We start from the raw sequence: 18,262 nt of genomic DNA on the forward strand, positions 1-18,262 counted from the left end.
GCACCTCCTGAGGCCGGGCCCCGCAGGCGCCGGGACCGGCCCCGTACCCACAGAGGGACCCGAGGAAAAAGAACGCCCATGAAGACAGCCACCGCAGACCCCGCCACGGCCCCGCGGCCTGCCCGGGCCGGGCTGCTCACGCGCGTGAAGCGCTCCTACGACCAGCACTGGTACGCCTGGGCCATGGTGCTGCCGGTGGTCCTGGTCATCGGGGTGCTCATCGCCTACCCCCTGGGCCAGGGCGTCTACCTGTCGTTCACCGACGCCGACGAGTCCAACGTCGCCAAGCAGCTCGGCGCGATCCAGATCCCCGCCACCTACGAGTTCGTCGGACTCGACAACTACTGGCGGGTCCTGTCCGGCGCCGACGGCGAGTTCTACCCCAAGCTGCTGTGGACCGTCATGTGGACCGCGTCCTGCGTGTTCTTCCACTACACGATCGGCCTCGGTCTGGCCCTGCTCCTCAACCGCAAGGTGAAGGGCCGCTCCCTCTACCGCGTGCTGCTCATCCTGCCGTGGGCGGTACCCGCGTTCGTCGCCACGTACATCTGGCGCATGATGTACAACTCCGAGTCGGGCATCTTCAACGCCCTGCTCGGCACGCTGGGTTTCGGCCCGGTCGACTGGCTCGGTGACACCTTCACGCAGAAGGTCGCCGTCATCGGCGTCAACGTCTGGCTCGGCGTCCCCTTCATGATGGTCGCGATCCTCGGCGGCCTCCAGTCCATCTCCAGCGAGCAGTACGAGGCCGCCGAGATGGACGGTGCCACCCCCTGGCAGCGGTTCCGGCACGTCACCCTCCCGGGGCTGCGCCCGGTCAGCGCCACGGTGATCCTGCTCGGCACCATCTGGACGTTCAACATGTTCCCGATCATCTATCTGATGCTCGGTGAGGCCAACGCCCTGCACAGCGAGATCCTCGTGACCTACGCCTACCGGCTGGCCTTCGGCTCCGTCCGCGACTACGCGGGCGCCGCCACCTACGGGATCATCATCCTCTCCATGCTCCTCGTCTTCGCCGTCTTCTACCGCCGGATGCTCAACCGTCAGGAGGCCGCCCGATGAGCACGGTGACCGAACCCCTGAAGCAGCCCGCGCCGTCCTCCTCCGCCTCCGGCGGCACCGGCAGGCACAGCGCCACCCGCCCCCGCCGCCCCCGCGGCCGCGAGGAGCGCTCCCCGCTCGCCTCCGCCGGCCTGCACGCCGCGCTGGTCGCGGCGAGCCTCGTCGCGGTCTTCCCGATCGCGTACATGATCTTCATCTCGCTCCGCGGCCGGGACGGCTGGACCGCGCCGACCAGCGTCGAGGGCGGACTGGAGATCAGCAACTACGCGTACGTCCTGACGGAGACGGAGTTCCCGCGCTGGTTCGCCAACTCGGTGATCGTCGCCGGCGGTACGACCGTGTTCGGCGTGTTCGTCGCCGCCTCCACCGGCTACGCGATCTCCCGCATGCGGTTCCCCGGCCACAGGTCGCTGATGTGGGTGCTGCTCATCACCCAGATGTTCCCGGTGGCGGTGCTGATCGTCGCCCTCTACAACATCCTCGGCGGGCTGGGCCTGCTCGACTCGTACCTCGGTCTGATCCTCACCTACTGCTCGGTGTCCGTGCCGTTCTGCGCGTGGATGATGAAGGGCTACTTCGACACCATCCCGCACGAGATCGACGAGGCGGGCCGGGTGGACGGGCTCACCCCGTTCGGCACCTTCTTCCGGCTGATCCTGCCGCTGGCCAAGCCCGGCCTCGCGGTGACCGCCTTCTACTCCTTCCTCACCGCGTGGAGCGAGGTCGCCTTCGCCCGCGCCTTCCTGTCCACCGACTCGATGCTCACCCTGTCCGTCGGCCTCCAGAGCTTCATCGGCCAGCACAAGGCCGAGTGGGGCTACCTCACCGCCTGCGCGGTGATCATCACGATTCCGGCCGGCCTGGTGTTCCTGCTGGTCCAGCGGAACCTCGTCGCCGGACTCACGGCGGGCGGCACCAAGGGCTGACCGCCCGGACCTCGGGCTTTCGCGCGAAGCCCCGGCCGTCCGCGAACACGACGACGGTGCCGGTCTCCAGGGCTCCACAGGGGCCCGGCACCGCCCCCATCCCTCCATCCACTCCAGGGAAGACATGACCCAGCACCTTGCCGCCGCCCCCGCCGCCCCGACCACCGGCACGGACACCGGCTGGTGGAGAGACGCGGTGATCTACCAGGTGTACCCGCGCAGCTTCGCCGACGGCAACGGCGACGGCATGGGCGACCTGGAGGGCATCCGCGGCCGCCTCCCCTACCTGAAGGACCTGGGTGTCGACGCCGTCTGGCTCAGCCCCTTCTACGCCTCCCCGCAGGCCGACGCCGGTTACGACGTGGCCGACTACCGGGCCATCGACCCGATGTTCGGCACCTTGCTCGACGCCGACGCGCTCGTGCGCGAGGCCCACGAGCTGGGCCTGCGGATCATCGTCGACCTGGTGCCGAACCACTCCTCCGACCGGCACGAGTGGTTCCAGCGCGCCCTGCGGGAGGGCCCCGGCTCCCCGCTGCGCGAGCGCTACCACTTCCGCCCCGGCAAGGGCGTCGACGGCGAACTCCCCCCGAACGACTGGGAGTCCATCTTCGGCGGCCCCGCCTGGACGCGTGTCGCGGACGGCGAGTGGTACCTGCACCTCTTCGCCCCGGAGCAGCCCGACTTCAACTGGGAGCACCCCGCCGTACGGGACGAGTTCCGCTCCATCCTGCGCTTCTGGCTCGACATGGGCGTCGACGGCTTCCGCGTCGACGTCGCCCACGGTCTGGTCAAGGCCGAGGGCCTGCCCGACGTCGGCGGCCACGACCAGCTGAAGCTGCTCGGCAACGACGTGATGCCGTTCTTCGACCAGGAAGGCGTCCACGAGATCTACCGCAGCTGGCGGAAGGTCCTCCAGGAGTACGACGGCGAGCGTGTCCTCGTCGCGGAGGCCTGGACCCCGACCGTCGAGCGCACCGCCAACTACGTGCGCCCCGACGAGATGCACCAGGCGTTCAACTTCCAGTACCTGGGCACCCACTGGGACGCGGCCGAGCTCCGCGAGGTCATCGACGTCTCGCTGGCCGCGATGCGCCCGGTCGGCGCGCCCACCACCTGGGTGCTGTCCAACCACGACGTGACCCGCCACGCCACCCGGTTCGCGAACCCGGCGGGACTCGGCACCCAGCTGCGGGAGGCCGGCGACCGCGCGCTGGGCCTGCGCCGAGCCCGCGCGGCGACCCTGCTCATGCTGGCGCTGCCCGGCTCCGCGTACGTCTACCAGGGCGAGGAACTGGGCCTGCCCGACGTCACCGACCTGCCGGACGAGGTGCGCCAGGACCCGTCGTTCTTCCGCGCCAGCGGCCAGGACGGCTTCCGCGACGGCTGCCGCGTGCCGATCCCGTGGACCGTGGAGGGCGGCTCGTACGGCTTCGGGGCCGGGGGCAGCTGGCTGCCGCAGCCCGCCACCTGGGGCGCGCTGTCGGTCGAGGCCCAGACCGGGGTGCCCGGCTCGACGCTGGAGCTGTACCGCACGGCGCTGCGGGTGCGGCGCGAGCAGCCCGGCCTCGGCGCGGGCGCGGACGTCGAGTGGCTGGTGGCGCCGGAGGGCGTGCTGTCCTTCCGCCGCGAGGGGTTCGTCTGCACGGCCAACACGACGGCAGCCCCGGTCCGCATCGAGGTCCCCGGCCGCATGCTGCTGTCGAGCGAGCAGGTCCGTACGAGCGTGGACGGCACGGCCGAACTGCCCGCCGACACCACGGTCTGGTGGGCGGAGTGACCATCTCCCTGGCGCGGGGCGGCGCCGCCGGTGACCTTGGTGTCACCGGCGGCGCCGCCCCGCGCCTCGCGGACATCGCGGCCCAGGCCGGGGTCAGCGAGGCCACGGTCAGCCGCGTCCTGAACGGCAAGGCGGGCGTCGCCCCGGCGACCCGCCACCGGGTGCTGACCGCGCTCGACCTGCTGGGCTACGAACGCCCCGTACGCCTCAGACAGCGCAGCGCGGGCCTGATCGGCCTGGTGATCCCCGAGCTGACGAACCCGATCTTCCCGGCGTTCGCCCAGGTCATCGAGCAGACCCTGGCGGGCCACGGCTACACCCCCGTGCTGTGCACCCAGATGCCGGGCGGCGCGACGGAGGACGAACTGGTGGAGCAGCTGGAGGAGCGCGGCGTCACCGGCATCGTCTTCATGTCGGGCCTCCACGCGGACACCACGGAGGACCCGGGCCGCTACGAGCGCCTGGCGGCGAGGGGCGTGCCGTTCGTCCTGATCAACGGCTTCAACGACCGGGTGAACGCGCCCTTCGTCTCTCCCGACGACCGGGCGGCGGCCCGCATGGCGGTGAGCCACCTGACCGACCTCGGCCACGAGCGCGTCGGCCTGGCCATCGGCCCCACCCGGTACGTTCCCTCCCGCCGCAAGGCCGAGGGCTTCGTCTCCGCCCTGCACCGGCTGCTGGGCGTCCCGCGCGAGGAGGCCGACTCGTACATCCAGTCCACGCTTTTCGGCGTCGAGGGCGGCCACGCGGCGGCCGACACCCTCCTGGACCAGGGCTGCACCGGCATCGTCTGCGGCAGCGACCTGATGGCGCTCGGTGCGATCCGCGCGGTACGGGCACGGGGCCTGGACGTGCCCGGGGACGTGTCGGTGGTCGGCTTCGACGACTCCCCGCTCATCGCCTTCACCGACCCGCCCCTGACGACGGTCCGCCAGCCGGTCCGCGCGATGGCGACGGCGGCGGTGGACGCGCTGCTGGAGGAGATCGAGGGCAACCCGGTCCAGCGCACGGAGTACGTGTTCCAGCCGGAACTGGTGGTACGGGGCTCGACGGCGGCGCCGGGGAGGTGACGGCGGCGTGGGCGGGCGGGGCCCGGCCCCGCCCGCCCGGGGGCGCCCTCCAGGGGTGGGCGCCCCCTCCCAGGCGGACGGGGCGGCCCGCCTGCGCGATGCACCCGGGCCTCCGGCTTGTTTGCGGGACCAGGGGCCTGACGCGAGGTCAGGTGAACGGGCGATCGTGCTGATCCCGCAGCGACGGCAGCGGGACGAGGGTCCAGCCCCGCGCGTGCCACGCGTCCTCGGTGTACTCACCGGCCAGCCGGTACCAGCCACCCTTGTCAGGCGGCGCTGTGACAACGGCGACCTTCATCCGCGCGGTATCGAGGACACGTGCACCGCCACTGAATTCCCTCCCGAACGGGGGACGGTGAGCCATCACAGGGCCCCCTTCCGAGCCGCGGCGTACCGCGCGAGCATCTGTGCGCCTCCGGCGAGGAGCCGGAGGTTCGCGCCGGGGTCGTGCACGGCGTCGGCGGCGACGGCCCGCGCGTGGGTCACCGTGCTGAGCGCGATGTCCCGGGCCCGCCCGTCGGCCAGGTCGCGGGCGTAGGCACCGGCGGCGTCCGCGTACGCACGGATGTAACCCCGCAGCCGCTCCCGGAGCGCGTCGGCCGCCTCGCCGGTCGGTCTCAGGGCGGCGAGGCGCAGGGCCAGGTCCACGTCCTGGGCGACGTGTGAGGTGTCCACGGGAGGCGGCGTGGAGGGCGGGTTCGTGTGGGGCACTGCCATCGTCGTTCCCCTCGACCGGGTGCTGGGAGACGGGCCGCCCCGGGTGTTTCCGTGCGGCTGACATCCATCCAACGCGGGTACGGGCCGGGGGAGAACCGGGCACTCTGAAGGTCCGGTTGAACGCGTTGAACGCTCGGGGGTGCGGCCATGGCGGCACAGGCACGGACACGGACACGGACACCCAACGAGGCGCTGACCCGCCTGATGGCCGAGGCAGGAGTCGGGAACGCCCAGCTCGCGCGCAGAGTGAACACGGTCGGCGCCGAACTGGGGCTGCGGCTGCACTACGACAAGTCCACGGTCTCCCACTGGCTGAAGGGGAGCGTGCCGAAGGCCGAGGCCCGTCCGGCGGTGACGGAGGCGCTGGGGCGCCTGGTGGGCCGTCCTGTGGTGGCGGCCGAGCTGGGATGGGGGGCAGAAGCCCCCGGGACACGGGACGTGGCGGCGGGTGTGATGGAGCTGAGCCGGGCCGACATGGACCCGTCCCGGCGGGGAGTGCTGGGGGCCGGGCTGTACAGCGCGACACTGCTGGTGCCGTCGTTCCAGGAGGTCCTGGCCGGGCGGGCGGAGGCGGCGGAGGCCGGGCGGACGGTGCGGATCGGGGCGGGCGACGTGGAGACCGTACGGAGGATGACGGTCAAGGTCGCGGAGATCCTGGACGAGATCGGCGCCGGGCATGCCCGGCCGATGGCCGCCGCGTTCCTGGCGAACACCGTGGGGGCGTATCTGAAGGCGTCGGGGCCGGAGCATGTGCGGCGGGACATGCGGGCCGCCGCAGCCGACCTGGTGTACCTGACGGGCTGGATGGCCATGTACGAGGAGCGCCAGGGGCTGGGCCAGCGGTACTACCTGGAGGCGCTCGCACTGGCCGGGGAGGCGGAGGATCATGTCACCTACTGCCGCACCCTCCGCGGCATGAGCCTCCAGGCCTCGCACCTCGGGTACGGGGCGCGGGCGCTGGAACTGGCGGACGCGGCGGCGGAGGCGGCCCCGGCGGCCGGGCCGCGCCTGGTGGCGTTCCTGCGCGGCCAGCAGGCCCACGGCTCGGCCATGGTGGGCGACCGGCACGGCGCGCTGGCCCGGCTGCGGGAGACGGAGGGCGCACTGGCACGGGCCGACAACCGGCGTGACGCGGTGGGCGGTTACGACGAGGCGGCGTACTTCTTCCACGAGGCCCACGTCCGCTGGAGCCTGGGCGACGGCGAGGGCTCGGTCCGGAGCCTGCGCCGCTCCAACGCCGCACGGTCCGCCGAGGAACGGCAGGGGCGGCTGCACTGCCTGGGCGTGATCGCGGAACGCCAGTTCCGTATGCGTCACGTGGAAGCCGCCTGCGCCACCTGGCACGCCTTCCTCGACGACCACGTGACCCTCTCCTCCGCCCGCGGTGACGCCCATCTCACCGCCATGCTGCGTGCCCTGCCCGCATACCGGGGGCTCGGAGCCGTACGCGAACTGGAGGAGCGGGCGCGGCACGTCGCGGCCATGAAGGCCGGCTGATGCGTGGCCCTCCTGCGGGGAAGGCTCAGGCCATGGAGAGCAGCCGCAAGCCCACCGCCGGTGAAAACATTGCCGTCCTGCGCAAAGCGCGCGGGATCGGTCAGGCCAGGCTCGCACGCCGGATGGGCATCACGGTCTCGTACCTCAGCAAGGTCGAGATCGGGCTCAGGCCCGCCACACCCACGGTTGTAGCGGCTGCCGCCGAGGCGCTGCATGTCACCACCGCCCGGATCCACGGGCAGCCCTTCGCGGATCCGTCCGAGCAGGCCGACCTGCTCAACGAACTCCGCGGCGCGGTACGTCGGCACACACTGCCGAAGGAGGACACGCCCGCGCGGAGCGAGCTGGCCCAGGGCCTTCAGCAGGCCGCGCAGCTGCGGGCCGACACCAAGTATCTGGAGCTTCTCCGCATACTGCCCAGGCTCCTCGGCCAGGCGACCGCGACCGCGCTGGACGCTGGTGGGGACGCGGTGGCGTGGGGGCAGGTGTCGGACCTGTACGGGTGCGCCTACGCGGTCGCCCACCGCCTCGCCCAGCCCGACCTGGCCGACATGGTCGTCTCCCGCCAGCAGTGGGCCGCCCAGCGCACCTGGAACCCGGCGGCCGACGCCGCGGCGGCCTGGAACGAGGCCGGGACGTACCAGAGCGCGGGCCAGTACGACGACGGCCTGGCCATCGTCGAGCGGGCCATCAGCCACTACGGGCGCTCCCGCTCCGACGGCCCCGAACCGGTCGTCGTGCTGGGCTCACTCCACCTGCGCGGAGTCGTCCTCGCCTCCCGCCACCGGGACAAGGAGGCCACCAAGGCCCACCTGCGGTACGCCAAGGATCTGGCCCTACAGCTGCCCGACGACCGGCTCCTGCACAACCTGACCTTCGGAGAAGGCAACACCGCGCTGTACGAACTCGCCGCCCACATCGAACTGGACCAGCCCGACGAGGCCGTACGGATGGCCGCGCCCCTCGTGACCGCGCCCCCAACGGGGCTGAAACCGAACCGTGTCGGCCGCTTCTACATCGACCTGGCCCGCGCCCGGCTCGCCACCAAGGACCTGGACGGGGCCGAGGAGGCCCTGAAACCGGCGTTCACGGTGTCGCCGCAGATGGCGGAGATCCACCCCATGAGCCGTGAGGTTCTCCGCGTGCTGTTCGTCCTGCACCAGCGCAGCCGCCCCGACCTGATGGCGATGGCGAAGCGCACCGGACTGGCTTCCTGACCGGTTGCGCAGTCAGCCCCCGCGCCGTTCCGTGATCCGGCGGGCCGCCGGCAGGCCCGAGGCGGCGGTGAGGAGGGCGGCCTCCAGGCCCGCCGGCGCGCCCACGCACACGGGGGCGACGACCGGCGGGGTGAACCGGAGGCGGTTCTCGCACAGGCGGCGCCGTACCGGGGCCGCGGCCGGGATCACCTGGCGTCACCCTCGGTGAGCCGCAGGCCGTGCGCCGCCGCGTAGTCGGACGGGCCGCCCCTGAGGACCGTCACGCCCGGGTGGCCCGCCGCCTCCAGGACGCTGGCCGCCGTCATCGCGCGCTGACCGCGCGCGCAGGCCACGACCGCGCCCCGGGGGACGTCGGCGGTGCGGGAGGGCAGGGCGCCGAGTTCCAGACTGAGGGCTCCGGGGACGTGACCGGCGGTGTACTCCGACTCCTGGCGTACGTCGACGTACGGGGCCGTCGCAGCCGTACGGTCCGGTGTGACGTACGGGGTGGTGGCCGTGCGGAGGCCCGCTGCCGTCCAGGCCCGCATGCCGCCGTCCAGGCGTCCCGCCAGACGTTCGTAGCCGATCTTGAACGACTGCCAGACGAGTTCGCCCCTGTCCTGGCCCTCGTCCATGACGAAGGCCAGGGGCACGTCGTCCGGCAGCAGCCAGCCGATCCAGGTCGCGAACCGGGCGCGCAGCGGGATGGACAGCGAGCCGGGGACGTGGCCGCAGGCGTACGAGGCCGAAGGGCGTACGTCGACGACGCGGCCGCCCCGGCCGGTCAGCGCCCGCACCCGGGCCGGGTCCAGCGCGGGCAGCTCCGGGGCGGCCGTCAGGACCCCGGGTCCGCGGCGGTTGCGCTCGGTCAGGCGGGTGAAGTACGCGGGGTACGTGCCCAGTCCCGCCGTCAGGCGCCGCACGAACGCGTCCTCGTCCGGCGCCGCCAGCAGCGCGTTCGCCTGTCTCTGCGCGCCGATCGTGGTCGTACGCTCCGCGCCCGGCGGCGCCGAGCAGAACGAGCCCGCCCCATGGGTGGGCCACACCCCGGTGGCGTCCGGCAGCGCCGCCAGTCGGCGCAGCGAGTGGTACTGGGCGCGGGCCAGTTCCTCGGCGCGGCCGGTGCCCAGCAGGTCCGTGCGGGCGGCCGAGCCCACGATCAGCGAGCCCCCGGTGAACACCCCCAGCTCCCGCGCCCCGTCCAGCAGCAGGAACGCCAGGTGCTCGTCGGTGTGCCCCGGAGTGGCCAGCGCCCGCAGGGTCAGCCCGCCCAGGTCCACCTCGTCGCCGTCGGCCAGGCCCCGGTGCGGGAAGGCGCGGCGCCCCGCGGCGGAGGCGAGGACGGCGGCGCCCTCGTCGTGGGCGAGCTGGACGGCGCCGGAGAGGAAGTCGGCGTGCAGGTGTGTGTCCGCAGCGTAGGCGACCCGCAGGCCCCGGCGCCGCGCGGCGGCGCGCACGGCGCGCAGGTCGCGCCCGGCGTCCACGGCCAGTGCGCGGCCGTCGCCCAGGTCGACGAGATAGGTGCTGTTGCCCAGACCGGTGTCCACCAGCGGAATCAGCTGGTCCTCGGTGAAGCCCACGGCGGTCCTCCAGGGTCCGGGAACGGCCCGCCCTCCGCGGGGCGGCCGGTCCGCTCGCCTCCCCTTCATCCATCTATACAGCGCGGACCGGGCGCGATCGACCGGGCACGGCCCCCCTGACGGTCTTCGGCCGACTCCGGTTGTCCTCCGTCCGGACGATGTGAGGAAGGGATTCCGGTTCATAGGGTGACCCGGCCGCCGCCGACCCGCCGTGGCCTCTGTCCGTCCTCTCATCCGGAGCGCTTCCCCGTGTTCACCCCAGGCTCGCGATGCCTTCGTGCCGCCGTCACCGCCGCGGCGGGCGTGCTGCTCACCGCCTCCCTCGGCGCCTGTGCGCCGGACGACTCGCGGGCGGACTCGTCCGTCCCCGCAGTCCTGAGCCCCTTCTACGGCCAGGAGTTGCGGTGGGAGCCCTGCGGCACCGAGGAGTGCGCCGAGCTGGAGGTGCCGATGGACTACACGGACCCCGACGACGGCAGAACCTTCGTCCTGCCTCTCATCCGGGTGCCCGCGACGGATCCTGACCGGCGGATCGGGTCGCTCGTCTTCAACCCGGGAGGGCCGGGGGAGTCCGGGGTCGGGCTCCTCCAGGACGGCGGGGTCACGGCCTTCAGCGACCGGTTGCGGAAGCGGTTCGACATCGTCGGCTTCGACCCGCGTGGAGTCGGGGGCAGCGACCCCGCCGTGGACTGCGGGCCAGAAGACGGGGCCCGGGAGGCTGAAGGCGGCGACGACCTGCCGCCGCAGCCGCTGCACCCCGTCACCGCGAGGCAACGCCAGACGGCCCTGGCCGAAGCGGAGAGCGTGCTCGCCGCCTGCGAGAAGCACAGCGGGGCGATCCTCCGGCACGTCGGCACCGCCGACGCCGCCCGTGACATGGACGTGCTGCGCGCAGCGCTCGGTGACGACAGGCTGAGCTATCTCGGCTGGTCGTACGGGACCTCCCTGGGCACCGCCTACGGCGAGCTGTTCCCCCGGCGGGTGCGTGCGATGGTGCTGGACGGGGCCATCGACCCGTCGCTCGACTGGTCCCAGCGGGCCCGGAGCCAGGCCAAGGGCTTCCGCGAGGCGGTCGACGACTATGCGGAGCACTGTGCCGAGGTGGCGGGCGAGGCCTGTCCCGCCGACAGCCCGGCGGGCATCCGCGAGCTGCTCGACAAGCTGTACACGAAGACCGCCGAGGAGCCGCTGCCCGTCGACGACAGCGAGTGGGGGCTGGACGCCGTCACCTTGCACAGCGCCGTCACCGCGTCGATGTACACGCCGGAGGAGCAGTGGGAGCCCCTGTCCGTCGCCCTGGCCGACGCCGACGGCGGTGACGGGACGCGGCTCGCCGCCATCGCCTCCGGAGAGGACGGGACGGAGGAGGAGACCGGGGAGGCCGACGCGGCGGAGACCGACAGCGGGGCCGGGGACGAGGCCCAGGACGATGGTCCGCCCGACAACTCCGACGTGGCCCTCACCGCAGTCAACTGCGCGGACATCCCTCATCCCGGGGACCCGGAGCAGTACTGGAAGGCCCTCGACCGGGCCCATCGCGCCGACGGCGACTTCGGGTCCGACAGCGTGGTCGCCGCGCTCGGCTGCAAGGGCTGGCCGCAGACCGGGGCGGGCCCGCACAAGGTGCGGGCCGAAGGACTGCCCCCCGTCCTCGTGGTGGGCACCACCGGTGACCCGTCCACGCCTTACCACGAGGCGCAGGCGCTGGCCCGCCAGCTGCCCGGAGGCATGCTGCTGACCTACGAGGGCTTCGGGCACACCGCGTACGGGCGGGGCGGCGCCTGCGTCGACGACGCGGTGGACGACTACCTCATCGGCCTGAGGCCCGTGGAACCGGGCGCCTCCTGCTGAAGAACGTGGCAGGGTGGCGGCCATGGAGATATCCCACCCGGGGTGGCCCGGCCGGGGCGCCGCGCTCGTTCTCGGAGCCGTGCTGGCCCTGACCGCCTGTGGTGAACAGCGCGCCGGGGAACCGGCCGCGGGCGGGACGGAGAGCGCCGGGGCAGCGGTGGCGGCTGCGACCCCGGGTGCCGGAACGCCGGGCGCCGGGACGGCGAGTCCGCCTCCGCCCGAGCCCTCGCCGTACGTGGCGCCGGGGGCCGGTGACGGCGCGCCGCACTACGCCGAGAACAACGCCCACCGGCGGCCCCGGGAGATGTCACCCGCCGGTGAGGAGCGGGCCCGGAAGGAGGCCGGCCGTATCGAGCCCGTGCTCAAGCGGCTGTGGGAGGCGGGGACCTGGGACCCCGGGGGCGTCCGGACGGCCCTGCTCCGGCTCGGGTACGAGGAGGAGCGGGCCGGGGCGAAGAGCGAGCCGTCCGGCGGGACCCTCTCCGTCAGGGAGATGAACCCCCGCTGGAAGGAGGGCGGTTACGTCACACCCGAGGGTGCCCGGATCGGCCTGCGCGTCGGCACCGACGCCTGTGTCACCGCGTTCGTCCAGAAGAGCAACTATCTCGTGCAGGTCAACGGGCCGTATCCGGAGCATGGTTGCTTCGAGCCTCCCTTCGGGCACTGAGAACGGCCTCGGCCCCCCGTTTCCCCGTCGTCTCCGTCGGCTCCCGCAACCGACGCGCCCCGCACCCCGCGCGTGATGCGGGGCGACCTCGACCTCGTGCAGGCAGCGCCGTCAGCCGGTCCCCGACGAACCGCAGGCCCGGCGGCCGGAAGCCGACGCCGTACACGCCGCCCGGCGGGCCCGGGACGGGTGCCGTGCCGGTTCGCCGACCCGAGCCGGCCGACGCGGACGCCGCGACGGCGGCTCCGGGGCGCGGAGCGGGCGGGCCCGGCGGACCGGGGGCTCGCCTCCCGGGCCCCTCACCGCTCCGGCCGGTTCTTCGAACCGGGAGGTGCACCCAGGACGGCACTCGTCCTGAAACGCCGGACGGACAGGGGCTCAGCCCCTCGGGCGACGGACCTGGCGCGCCTCGCCGCCAGCGTCACCGTCGTCGCGTTCGCCGTCACGATCGTCGCGATGGCCAGCCAGGAAGGCCAGTCCGGCCGCTGGTCCAGCAGCACCAGGCCCACCAGGGCGGCCAGCACGGGATTCACGCTCATGAAGACGCCGAAGTAGTGCGCCGGGACGCGACGCAGCGCCAGCAGGTCCGCCAGGAACGGCACGGCCGAGGCCAGCACGCCCGCCGCCAGGGCGCAGACCAGCGCGGTGACCGTCGGCGGGCGCAGCCACAGGACCGCCGCGCCGACCGGCAGGTACACCAGGCCCGACACGGCCGCCGCCGCGGCCGAGCCCTGGGCCCCGGGCAGCCGGGCCCCCACCGTGCGGTTCAGCAGGATGTAGCAGCCCCAGCAGACCGCCGCGACCAGGCCGAGACCGATGCCGAGGTAGTCGGTGCTCGACTGCGGCCGGGTGAGCACCGCGACCGCGCCCGCGGCGGCCAGCGCGCACAGCAGGTCCGCCCGCCGCCTGGACGCGGCCAGGGCCACCGTGAGCGGGCCCAGGAACTCCAGGGTCACCGCGAGGCCCAGCCCGATCCGGTCGATCGCCGTGTACAGCGACACGTTCATGGCGGCGAACACCACCGCCAGCCCGAGCACGGGCCGCCACTGCGCGGCGGTGAACGTACGGAACCGGGGCCGCCCCACCGCCAGCAGAACGCCCGCCGCCATCCACTGCCGTACCGCCACCACCCCCACCGGTCCGAGCACCGGGAAGGCGAGCGCCGCCACCGCCGCCCCCACCTGGTTCGACAGTCCGCTGCCCAGCATCAGGGCCGTCCCCGTCGCCTGCCCGCTTCCGCGTATCGCCATCGCCATGGGCAGCACTGTCCGCCGACCACATCCATACGCAAAATGCATCCAGTGCTCCATCTATACGATGGACGCATGGAACGCACCGGCATGGAGCTGCGGCACCTGCGCTGTCTCGTCGCCATCGTCGACACCGGGAGCTTCACCGACGCCGCCATCGAGCTGGGCGTCTCCCAGGCGGCGGTCTCCCGCACCCTGCGTGCTCTGGAACGGATCCTCGGGGTGCAGCTCCTGCACCGGACCTCCCGTACCGTCACCCCCACCACCGCCGGCGTGCAGGTCCTGGCACGGGCCCGGCTGCTGCTCGCGGAGGCCGAGGAGCTCGTGCGGGAGGCCGTGACCGGCCACACCCGGCTGCGCGTCGGACACGCCTGGTCCGCGTTGGGGCGTCACACCGCGGAGTTCCAGCGCCGCTGGCACGACCGGTACCCGGACGTCGAGCTGCGGCTCATCCGGCACAACACGCCGACCGGCGGCCTCGCGGAGGGCCTGTGCGACCTGGCGGTGGTGCGCGCGGCCGTGGACCGGGGGCCCGGGTTCGACCACGCGCTGGTCGGCACCGAGCGCCGCTATGTGGCACTGGCCGCCGACGACCCGTGGGCACGGCGGCGCTCGGTGCGACTGGACGAGATCCGGGAGCGGGTGCTCGCGGTGGACCGGCGGAAGGGGACGACGACCGTGGACCTGTGGCCCGAGGACGCGCGGCCCGCGCTGGAGTTCATCGACGACGTGGACGACTGGCTGGCCGCGATCGCCTCGGGCCGGTGCGTCGGGGTGACGCCCCACGCGACCGTGACGCAGTACCGGCGCGACGGCATCGTGTACCGGCCGGTGCGGGACGCCGCACCGGTGCCGGTGTACCTGATCTGGCGGCGGCACGACCCGCATCCGGGCACGCACGCGGCGGTGGCACTGCTCGCGGAGCTGTACCGGGGGGTGTGACGAGCCTCGCTGACGGCTGGGAGCCGCGGGTGAAGGTGCCGGGCCCGCTCCTGTCGAGGTTCTCGACGGCCGCCTTGGCGGCCTCCTCGCCCTCCCCCCCGTCGACTCGTTGCTGAAGGCGTCGCCGTCGCAGGGCCCCACGAGGCGCGACGCGGGGACGCCGTAGCCCTTCTGCAGGAGCACCTTCCCCTTGTGGACCACCGCAACGGCGACACCGGGCACGCCCGTCCGCCGCACCAGCGTGCCGACCCCGGTGTCCGGCTGCTCGGCCGCGTCCTCGACCCGCGCGTCCGTCATGGTCGGGGCGGGCTGCGCCAGGGCATCTGGGACAGGCCCGGGGGCGGAGTCGTACCGGGCGCGCTCGTGCCGCCGGACGGGGTGACGCGGCCCGTCGGCAGGGCGGCGGCACGCCAGGCGACGACGAGACGAGCCGGAGCGGCGGGTACAGAGGACGGAGGGCTGGACATGGCATGACCGCGAGGTTCGATGCCTGCCCTCAGGCGCTCACGGCCGGGACCGGTGAACAGGCTGTCCCGGCTCTCCCGGCCGCACCGGTACACGGCTGCCGCCGCGTGCGGGGGCTCCGCCCCCGGATCCCCGTCATCGTGCCCCGGGAGAACCCGTCCTCACCCGCCGGACGGGCCGAGGCATGCCGGGGGCGGAGCCGCCGGTCAGCGGTTGGCGCGGATCAGGGTGCGGACCATCCGGCAGGTCGTCGTCGACGGCGGGTGCACGCCGATGCGGTGCGCCGTGTCCCGTATCGTCGCGTCGTCGGCCCGCGAGGGGACGTACACGCCCGTGTCGAGCAGCGCGATGGCAAGGCGCATGGCCTTCAGACGACGGTTGTGGCGCACGTACCACTCGCGCGGCCGTCCGGCCGGGAGCGGCTTTTTCCGCAGCGGTTTCCAGGCTTCGACGGGCAGTGGCGTGACGGTGGCGACGGCCATCGGCATCCTCCTGGTGCGGGGTGCGAGAGCCCTCCCCCGGACCCTCGCTCAATGCCTTCATTCTACCGGCCCCCACTGACAATCGGCCCTGGTCAGACGTCATTTGAAGGGGCGTGGGAGCAAGGAGTCCGAGGCCTTCGGGCGGTACCGTGTCCGGCATGGAGATCTGGATCAACCCCGCCTGTTCGAAGTGCCGCAGCGCCGTGAGAATCCTCGACGAGGAGGGCGTGACGTACATCGTCCGCCGCTATCTGGAGGACGTCCCGTCCCCCGGCGAGATCCGCACCGTGCTCCGCCGCCTCGGCCTGGAGCCGTGGGACATCACCCGCACCCAGGAGGCCGCGGCCAAGGAGCTGGGCATGAAGGCCTGGCCCCGTGACGACGTCTCCCGCGACCGCTGGATCGAGGCGCTCGCCGCCCATCCGAAGCTGATCCAGCGGCCCATCGTCACCGCCGACGACGGCACGGCGGTGGTCGCCCGCACCGAGGAGGCGGTACGGGACGCCCTGTCCCGTTCCTGAGAGCGAGTCGCAGCCAACTTTGAGTCGGATCCGGGGTGTTACTCGTACGTAGGGGCACAGTGAAGCCGATCCGGCCGCCGGCTCTCCCCCGGGTGGCGGCCGGGGACAGGAGCCCCACGTGTCACGCAGGAAGACCCTCAGCCGCAGTAAGAAGCTCGCGCTGCTCGCCGGTACCGCCGTGCTGGCGGGCGGTACCGCGGTGGTCATGACCGGGACCAGTCAGGCGTCGGTGGCCTGCGACGGGCTGGCCACCGCGCTGGCCAACAACGAGCAGTTCATCGCCGGACAGCGGGCCAATCCGGACGCCCAGTCCGAGGCGCGGATCGCCAACCGGCTCGCGGTGATCGAGGAGATCAAGAGGAAGCAGGCGGCGAGCGGGTGCGAGGTGGGCGGCGGCGGAGCCGCGGAGGCCGCCCCGCCGGCCGAAGCCGCCCCGCCCGCGGAGGCGGAGCCGCCGGCCGAGGCCGCGCCCCCGGCGGCCGGGGGCGAGGTCGTCTGTGCCGGCTCCACCGTCACGCTCTCCGGCGAGGGCGGCGCGCCCGCGGCGTCCAGCAACCAGTTCCCGGCCGGGACGCGGCTGAAGGTCACCAACCTCGACAACGACAAGTCGACGACCGTCGAGGTCACATCCACCTCCGGAAGCTGCGTACTGCTCAACGACGCCGCGTTCGAGCAGGTCCGGGAGGCAGGCAAGTTCCTGATCCGCAACGCCCGGATCGAACGCGTCGGCTAGGCCTGGAGGGGCCGGGCCCGGAGGAACTCCGCCACGCGTGCGTCCGTGCCGGGCGGGGACGCCAGCGGAAGGGTGTGGTGTGTCGCGCCCGGGAGGATCTCCACCCGCACGGCGGGGACCTTCCGGGCCGCCGCCGCGGCCCGCCGTACATCGTGGGCCCGGGAGCGCTCCGCCAGGAGCAGCAGTGTCGGCACGCGCAGGGCCGCGGTCTCCGGGCGGGGACCCGTGACCGGCCTGGCGGCAGGGAAGGCGGCGGTGTGCCGCTCCAGGGCGAGCCAGGTCTCGTCGAGCGGCACACCGCCGGTCTCCCAGCGGAGAAAGGCCCGGGTCCGGGCCGGGGTGGGGCGCAGCAGGAGCGGTGCGGCCCGCAGCAGATAGCGGGGGCTGAAGCCGGAGAAGCAGTTCGTCGGGTCCAGCAGGACCAGTGTGGCCAGTCGGTCGGGACGGTGGACGGCGTAGTGGAGGGCCGTCCAGGCGCCGTACGAATGGCCGCACAGGGAGGCCGTCTTGGTGCCGAGGCCGTCCATGACCGCGTCCAGCCAGGCCATGAGGTCGGCCACGGCACGGACGGGCGGGTCGTCCGACCCGGGAACGCTGCGGCCGGGGTCGCCGATCAGGTCGACGGCGTGGACCCGGTGGGTGCGCCCCAGTTCGGCGGCGGTGGCGAACCAGACGGTGGAGGTGGCGCCGCCCCCGGGGAGGAGGATGACGGGCGGGCCGTCCTCGGGGCCGTGGCTGTTGACGTGTGTGGGCCCGTACGGGGTGGGGACGGTCGTGCTGACGGTGGTGGCGGGCCACCGGGTGCGCAGGACCGTGTCGTACGCCGTGAAGAATGCCCCGTCGGCCGGTGGGATGGCCATGAGTGCCCCTCCGTTCGGGTAAGTATCTCGGCCAGCGATAATCTCGCTGACCGAGATACTATGCCGGAGGTGTGTCCGTGCACGAGGAGTCCGCAGAGCTCCGGGTCTTTCACCTGCTGCGAGCCGTCACCGTGGAATACGGTCTGCGGCAAGGGGAGTTCGCCGCACGCAACGACATGCACCCCACCGATGTGCGGGCCCTGATCCGGCTGCTCGACGCCGAGCGGGCCGGCGAGGACGCCACGGCGGGTCTCCTCGGGGCGGCCCTCGGCCTGAACTCCGCGGGAACCACCGCCGTCATCGACCGGCTCGAACGCCTCGGGCTGCTCGCCCGCGTGCGGGACGCGCGGGACCGTAGGCGGGTACTGCTCACCGTGACCGACCGTGCCCGGGAGCTCGGGTGGGCGCACTTCGGGCCGCTGATCGACGGCACCGCGGAGCTGCTGAACGGGTTCGACGAGCGGGAGCGGGACGCGGTGCGGCGGTTCCTGACGGGGGTCCGGGAGGTGCTGCGGGAGACCGGCGGAGAGTGAGGGGGACACTTCTCCCGCACCTGTCCGCGCCCCGTGCCTCCCGGGCCTGCGGTTCCCGGGTGGCCCGTGCGTCCTGGGCTCGCGCTCTCCGGGCCCGCGTCGCCCGGGCCGCGTGCCCGCCCGGGGG

20 protein-coding genes are annotated in these 18,262 nt (G+C 73.5%); 13 read left to right on the forward strand and 7 right to left on the reverse strand.

Features of this window, described 5'->3' with window-relative positions; genetic code table 11:
* Window positions 1-78: 78 nt before the first annotated feature.
* The 4 genes from I3F58_RS05960 (at window position 79) to I3F58_RS05975 (ending at window position 4,841) form a co-directional block, all read left to right on the forward strand.
* Window positions 79-1,065, forward strand: a complete 987-nt coding sequence (locus tag I3F58_RS05960) for a carbohydrate ABC transporter permease (protein ID WP_240107159.1) — start codon at window positions 79-81, stop codon at window positions 1,063-1,065.
* Window positions 1,062-1,991, forward strand: coding sequence for a sugar ABC transporter permease (locus I3F58_RS05965; protein WP_240107160.1), 930 nt, complete (start codon window positions 1,062-1,064; stop codon window positions 1,989-1,991). Before I3F58_RS05960 ends, I3F58_RS05965 begins: the two co-directional genes overlap by 4 nt.
* 124 nt (window positions 1,992-2,115) lie before the next feature.
* Complete coding sequence (locus tag I3F58_RS05970; RefSeq protein WP_240107161.1) at window positions 2,116-3,771, forward strand: glycoside hydrolase family 13 protein; 1,656 nt, start codon at window positions 2,116-2,118, stop codon at window positions 3,769-3,771.
* A complete protein-coding gene (locus I3F58_RS05975; protein ID WP_374207911.1) occupies window positions 3,759-4,841 on the forward strand; it encodes a LacI family DNA-binding transcriptional regulator in 1,083 nt (360 codons plus the stop codon). Before I3F58_RS05970 ends, I3F58_RS05975 begins: the two co-directional genes overlap by 13 nt.
* 148 nt (window positions 4,842-4,989) lie before the next feature.
* On the opposite strand, the gene I3F58_RS05980 is transcribed toward I3F58_RS05975, so the two are convergent.
* Both I3F58_RS05980 and I3F58_RS05985 read right to left on the reverse strand, forming a co-directional pair.
* Entirely contained in the window at window positions 4,990-5,139 is a 150-nt protein-coding gene (locus I3F58_RS05980; RefSeq protein WP_240107162.1) for a hypothetical protein, read from the reverse strand.
* Between the two features lie 65 nt (window positions 5,140-5,204).
* Entirely contained in the window at window positions 5,205-5,558 is a 354-nt protein-coding gene (locus tag I3F58_RS05985) for a hypothetical protein (protein WP_240107163.1), read from the reverse strand.
* A gap of 147 nt (window positions 5,559-5,705) precedes the next feature.
* Here I3F58_RS05985 and I3F58_RS05990 point away from each other — a divergent pair, with 147 nt between their 5' ends.
* The gene (locus I3F58_RS05990) at window positions 5,706-7,055 is read left to right on the forward strand and encodes a hypothetical protein (RefSeq protein ID WP_240107164.1); all 1,350 of its coding nucleotides are present in this window, start codon (window positions 5,706-5,708) and stop codon (window positions 7,053-7,055) included.
* 32 nt (window positions 7,056-7,087) lie between these two features.
* Window positions 7,088-8,272 carry a helix-turn-helix domain-containing protein gene (locus I3F58_RS05995; RefSeq protein WP_240107165.1) on the forward strand — a complete coding sequence of 395 codons (1,185 nt, stop codon included), beginning with the start codon at window positions 7,088-7,090 and terminating at the stop codon, window positions 8,270-8,272.
* 12 nt (window positions 8,273-8,284) lie between these two features.
* On the opposite strand, the gene I3F58_RS06000 is transcribed toward I3F58_RS05995, so the two are convergent.
* Window positions 8,285-8,461 (reverse strand): hypothetical protein, encoded by a 177-nt coding sequence (locus I3F58_RS06000; RefSeq protein ID WP_240107166.1) that lies wholly within the window; start codon window positions 8,459-8,461, stop codon window positions 8,285-8,287.
* A complete protein-coding gene (locus tag I3F58_RS06005; protein WP_240107167.1) occupies window positions 8,458-9,831 on the reverse strand; it encodes a rhodanese-like domain-containing protein in 1,374 nt (457 codons plus the stop codon). The genes I3F58_RS06000 and I3F58_RS06005 overlap by 4 nt, the downstream gene beginning before the upstream one ends.
* Window positions 9,832-10,080: 249 nt before the next feature.
* Between I3F58_RS06005 and I3F58_RS06010 the strand changes: the two genes are divergently transcribed.
* Both I3F58_RS06010 and I3F58_RS06015 read left to right on the forward strand, forming a co-directional pair.
* Window positions 10,081-11,682 carry an alpha/beta hydrolase gene (locus I3F58_RS06010; protein WP_240107168.1) on the forward strand — a complete coding sequence of 534 codons (1,602 nt, stop codon included), beginning with the start codon at window positions 10,081-10,083 and terminating at the stop codon, window positions 11,680-11,682.
* A 22-nt stretch (window positions 11,683-11,704) separates the two neighbouring features.
* Window positions 11,705-12,349, forward strand: coding sequence for a hypothetical protein (locus I3F58_RS06015; RefSeq protein ID WP_240107169.1), 645 nt, complete (start codon window positions 11,705-11,707; stop codon window positions 12,347-12,349).
* 299 nt (window positions 12,350-12,648) lie between these two features.
* On the opposite strand, the gene I3F58_RS06020 is transcribed toward I3F58_RS06015, so the two are convergent.
* Entirely contained in the window at window positions 12,649-13,605 is a 957-nt protein-coding gene (locus tag I3F58_RS06020) for a DMT family transporter (RefSeq protein WP_240107170.1), read from the reverse strand.
* Between the two features lie 69 nt (window positions 13,606-13,674).
* On the opposite strand from I3F58_RS06020, the gene I3F58_RS06025 reads away from it, so the two are divergent.
* Window positions 13,675-14,541: a LysR family transcriptional regulator gene (locus I3F58_RS06025; RefSeq protein WP_275678183.1), complete on the forward strand. Its 867-nt coding sequence runs from the start codon at window positions 13,675-13,677 to the stop codon at window positions 14,539-14,541.
* A 192-nt stretch (window positions 14,542-14,733) separates the two neighbouring features.
* Window positions 14,734-15,015 (forward strand): hypothetical protein, encoded by a 282-nt coding sequence (locus I3F58_RS06030; RefSeq protein ID WP_240107171.1) that lies wholly within the window; start codon window positions 14,734-14,736, stop codon window positions 15,013-15,015.
* Window positions 15,016-15,212: 197 nt separating this feature from the next.
* Here the strand turns inward: I3F58_RS06030 and I3F58_RS06035 are convergent, their stop codons facing one another.
* Window positions 15,213-15,488 carry a hypothetical protein gene (locus I3F58_RS06035; RefSeq protein ID WP_240107172.1) on the reverse strand — a complete coding sequence of 92 codons (276 nt, stop codon included), beginning with the start codon at window positions 15,486-15,488 and terminating at the stop codon, window positions 15,213-15,215.
* Between the two features lie 158 nt (window positions 15,489-15,646).
* Between I3F58_RS06035 and I3F58_RS06040 the strand changes: the two genes are divergently transcribed.
* Complete coding sequence (locus I3F58_RS06040) at window positions 15,647-16,009, forward strand: arsenate reductase family protein (RefSeq protein ID WP_240107173.1); 363 nt, start codon at window positions 15,647-15,649, stop codon at window positions 16,007-16,009.
* Window positions 16,010-16,127: 118 nt separating this feature from the next.
* Window positions 16,128-16,742 (forward strand): septal ring lytic transglycosylase RlpA family protein, encoded by a 615-nt coding sequence (locus I3F58_RS06045; protein WP_240107174.1) that lies wholly within the window; start codon window positions 16,128-16,130, stop codon window positions 16,740-16,742.
* Here I3F58_RS06045 and I3F58_RS06050 read toward each other — a convergent pair.
* Window positions 16,739-17,602 (reverse strand): alpha/beta fold hydrolase, encoded by an 864-nt coding sequence (locus I3F58_RS06050; RefSeq protein ID WP_240107175.1) that lies wholly within the window; start codon window positions 17,600-17,602, stop codon window positions 16,739-16,741. The genes I3F58_RS06045 and I3F58_RS06050 overlap by 4 nt on opposite strands.
* 77 nt (window positions 17,603-17,679) lie before the next feature.
* Here I3F58_RS06050 and I3F58_RS06055 point away from each other — a divergent pair, with 77 nt between their 5' ends.
* Window positions 17,680-18,135, forward strand: a complete 456-nt coding sequence (locus tag I3F58_RS06055; protein ID WP_240107215.1) for a MarR family transcriptional regulator — start codon at window positions 17,680-17,682, stop codon at window positions 18,133-18,135.
* The last annotated feature ends 127 nt before the right edge of the window (window positions 18,136-18,262 follow it).

It is taken from the genome of Streptomyces sp. MUM 203J, from assembly GCF_022414595.1.
Lineage (GTDB): Bacteria > Actinomycetota > Actinomycetes > Streptomycetales > Streptomycetaceae > Streptomyces.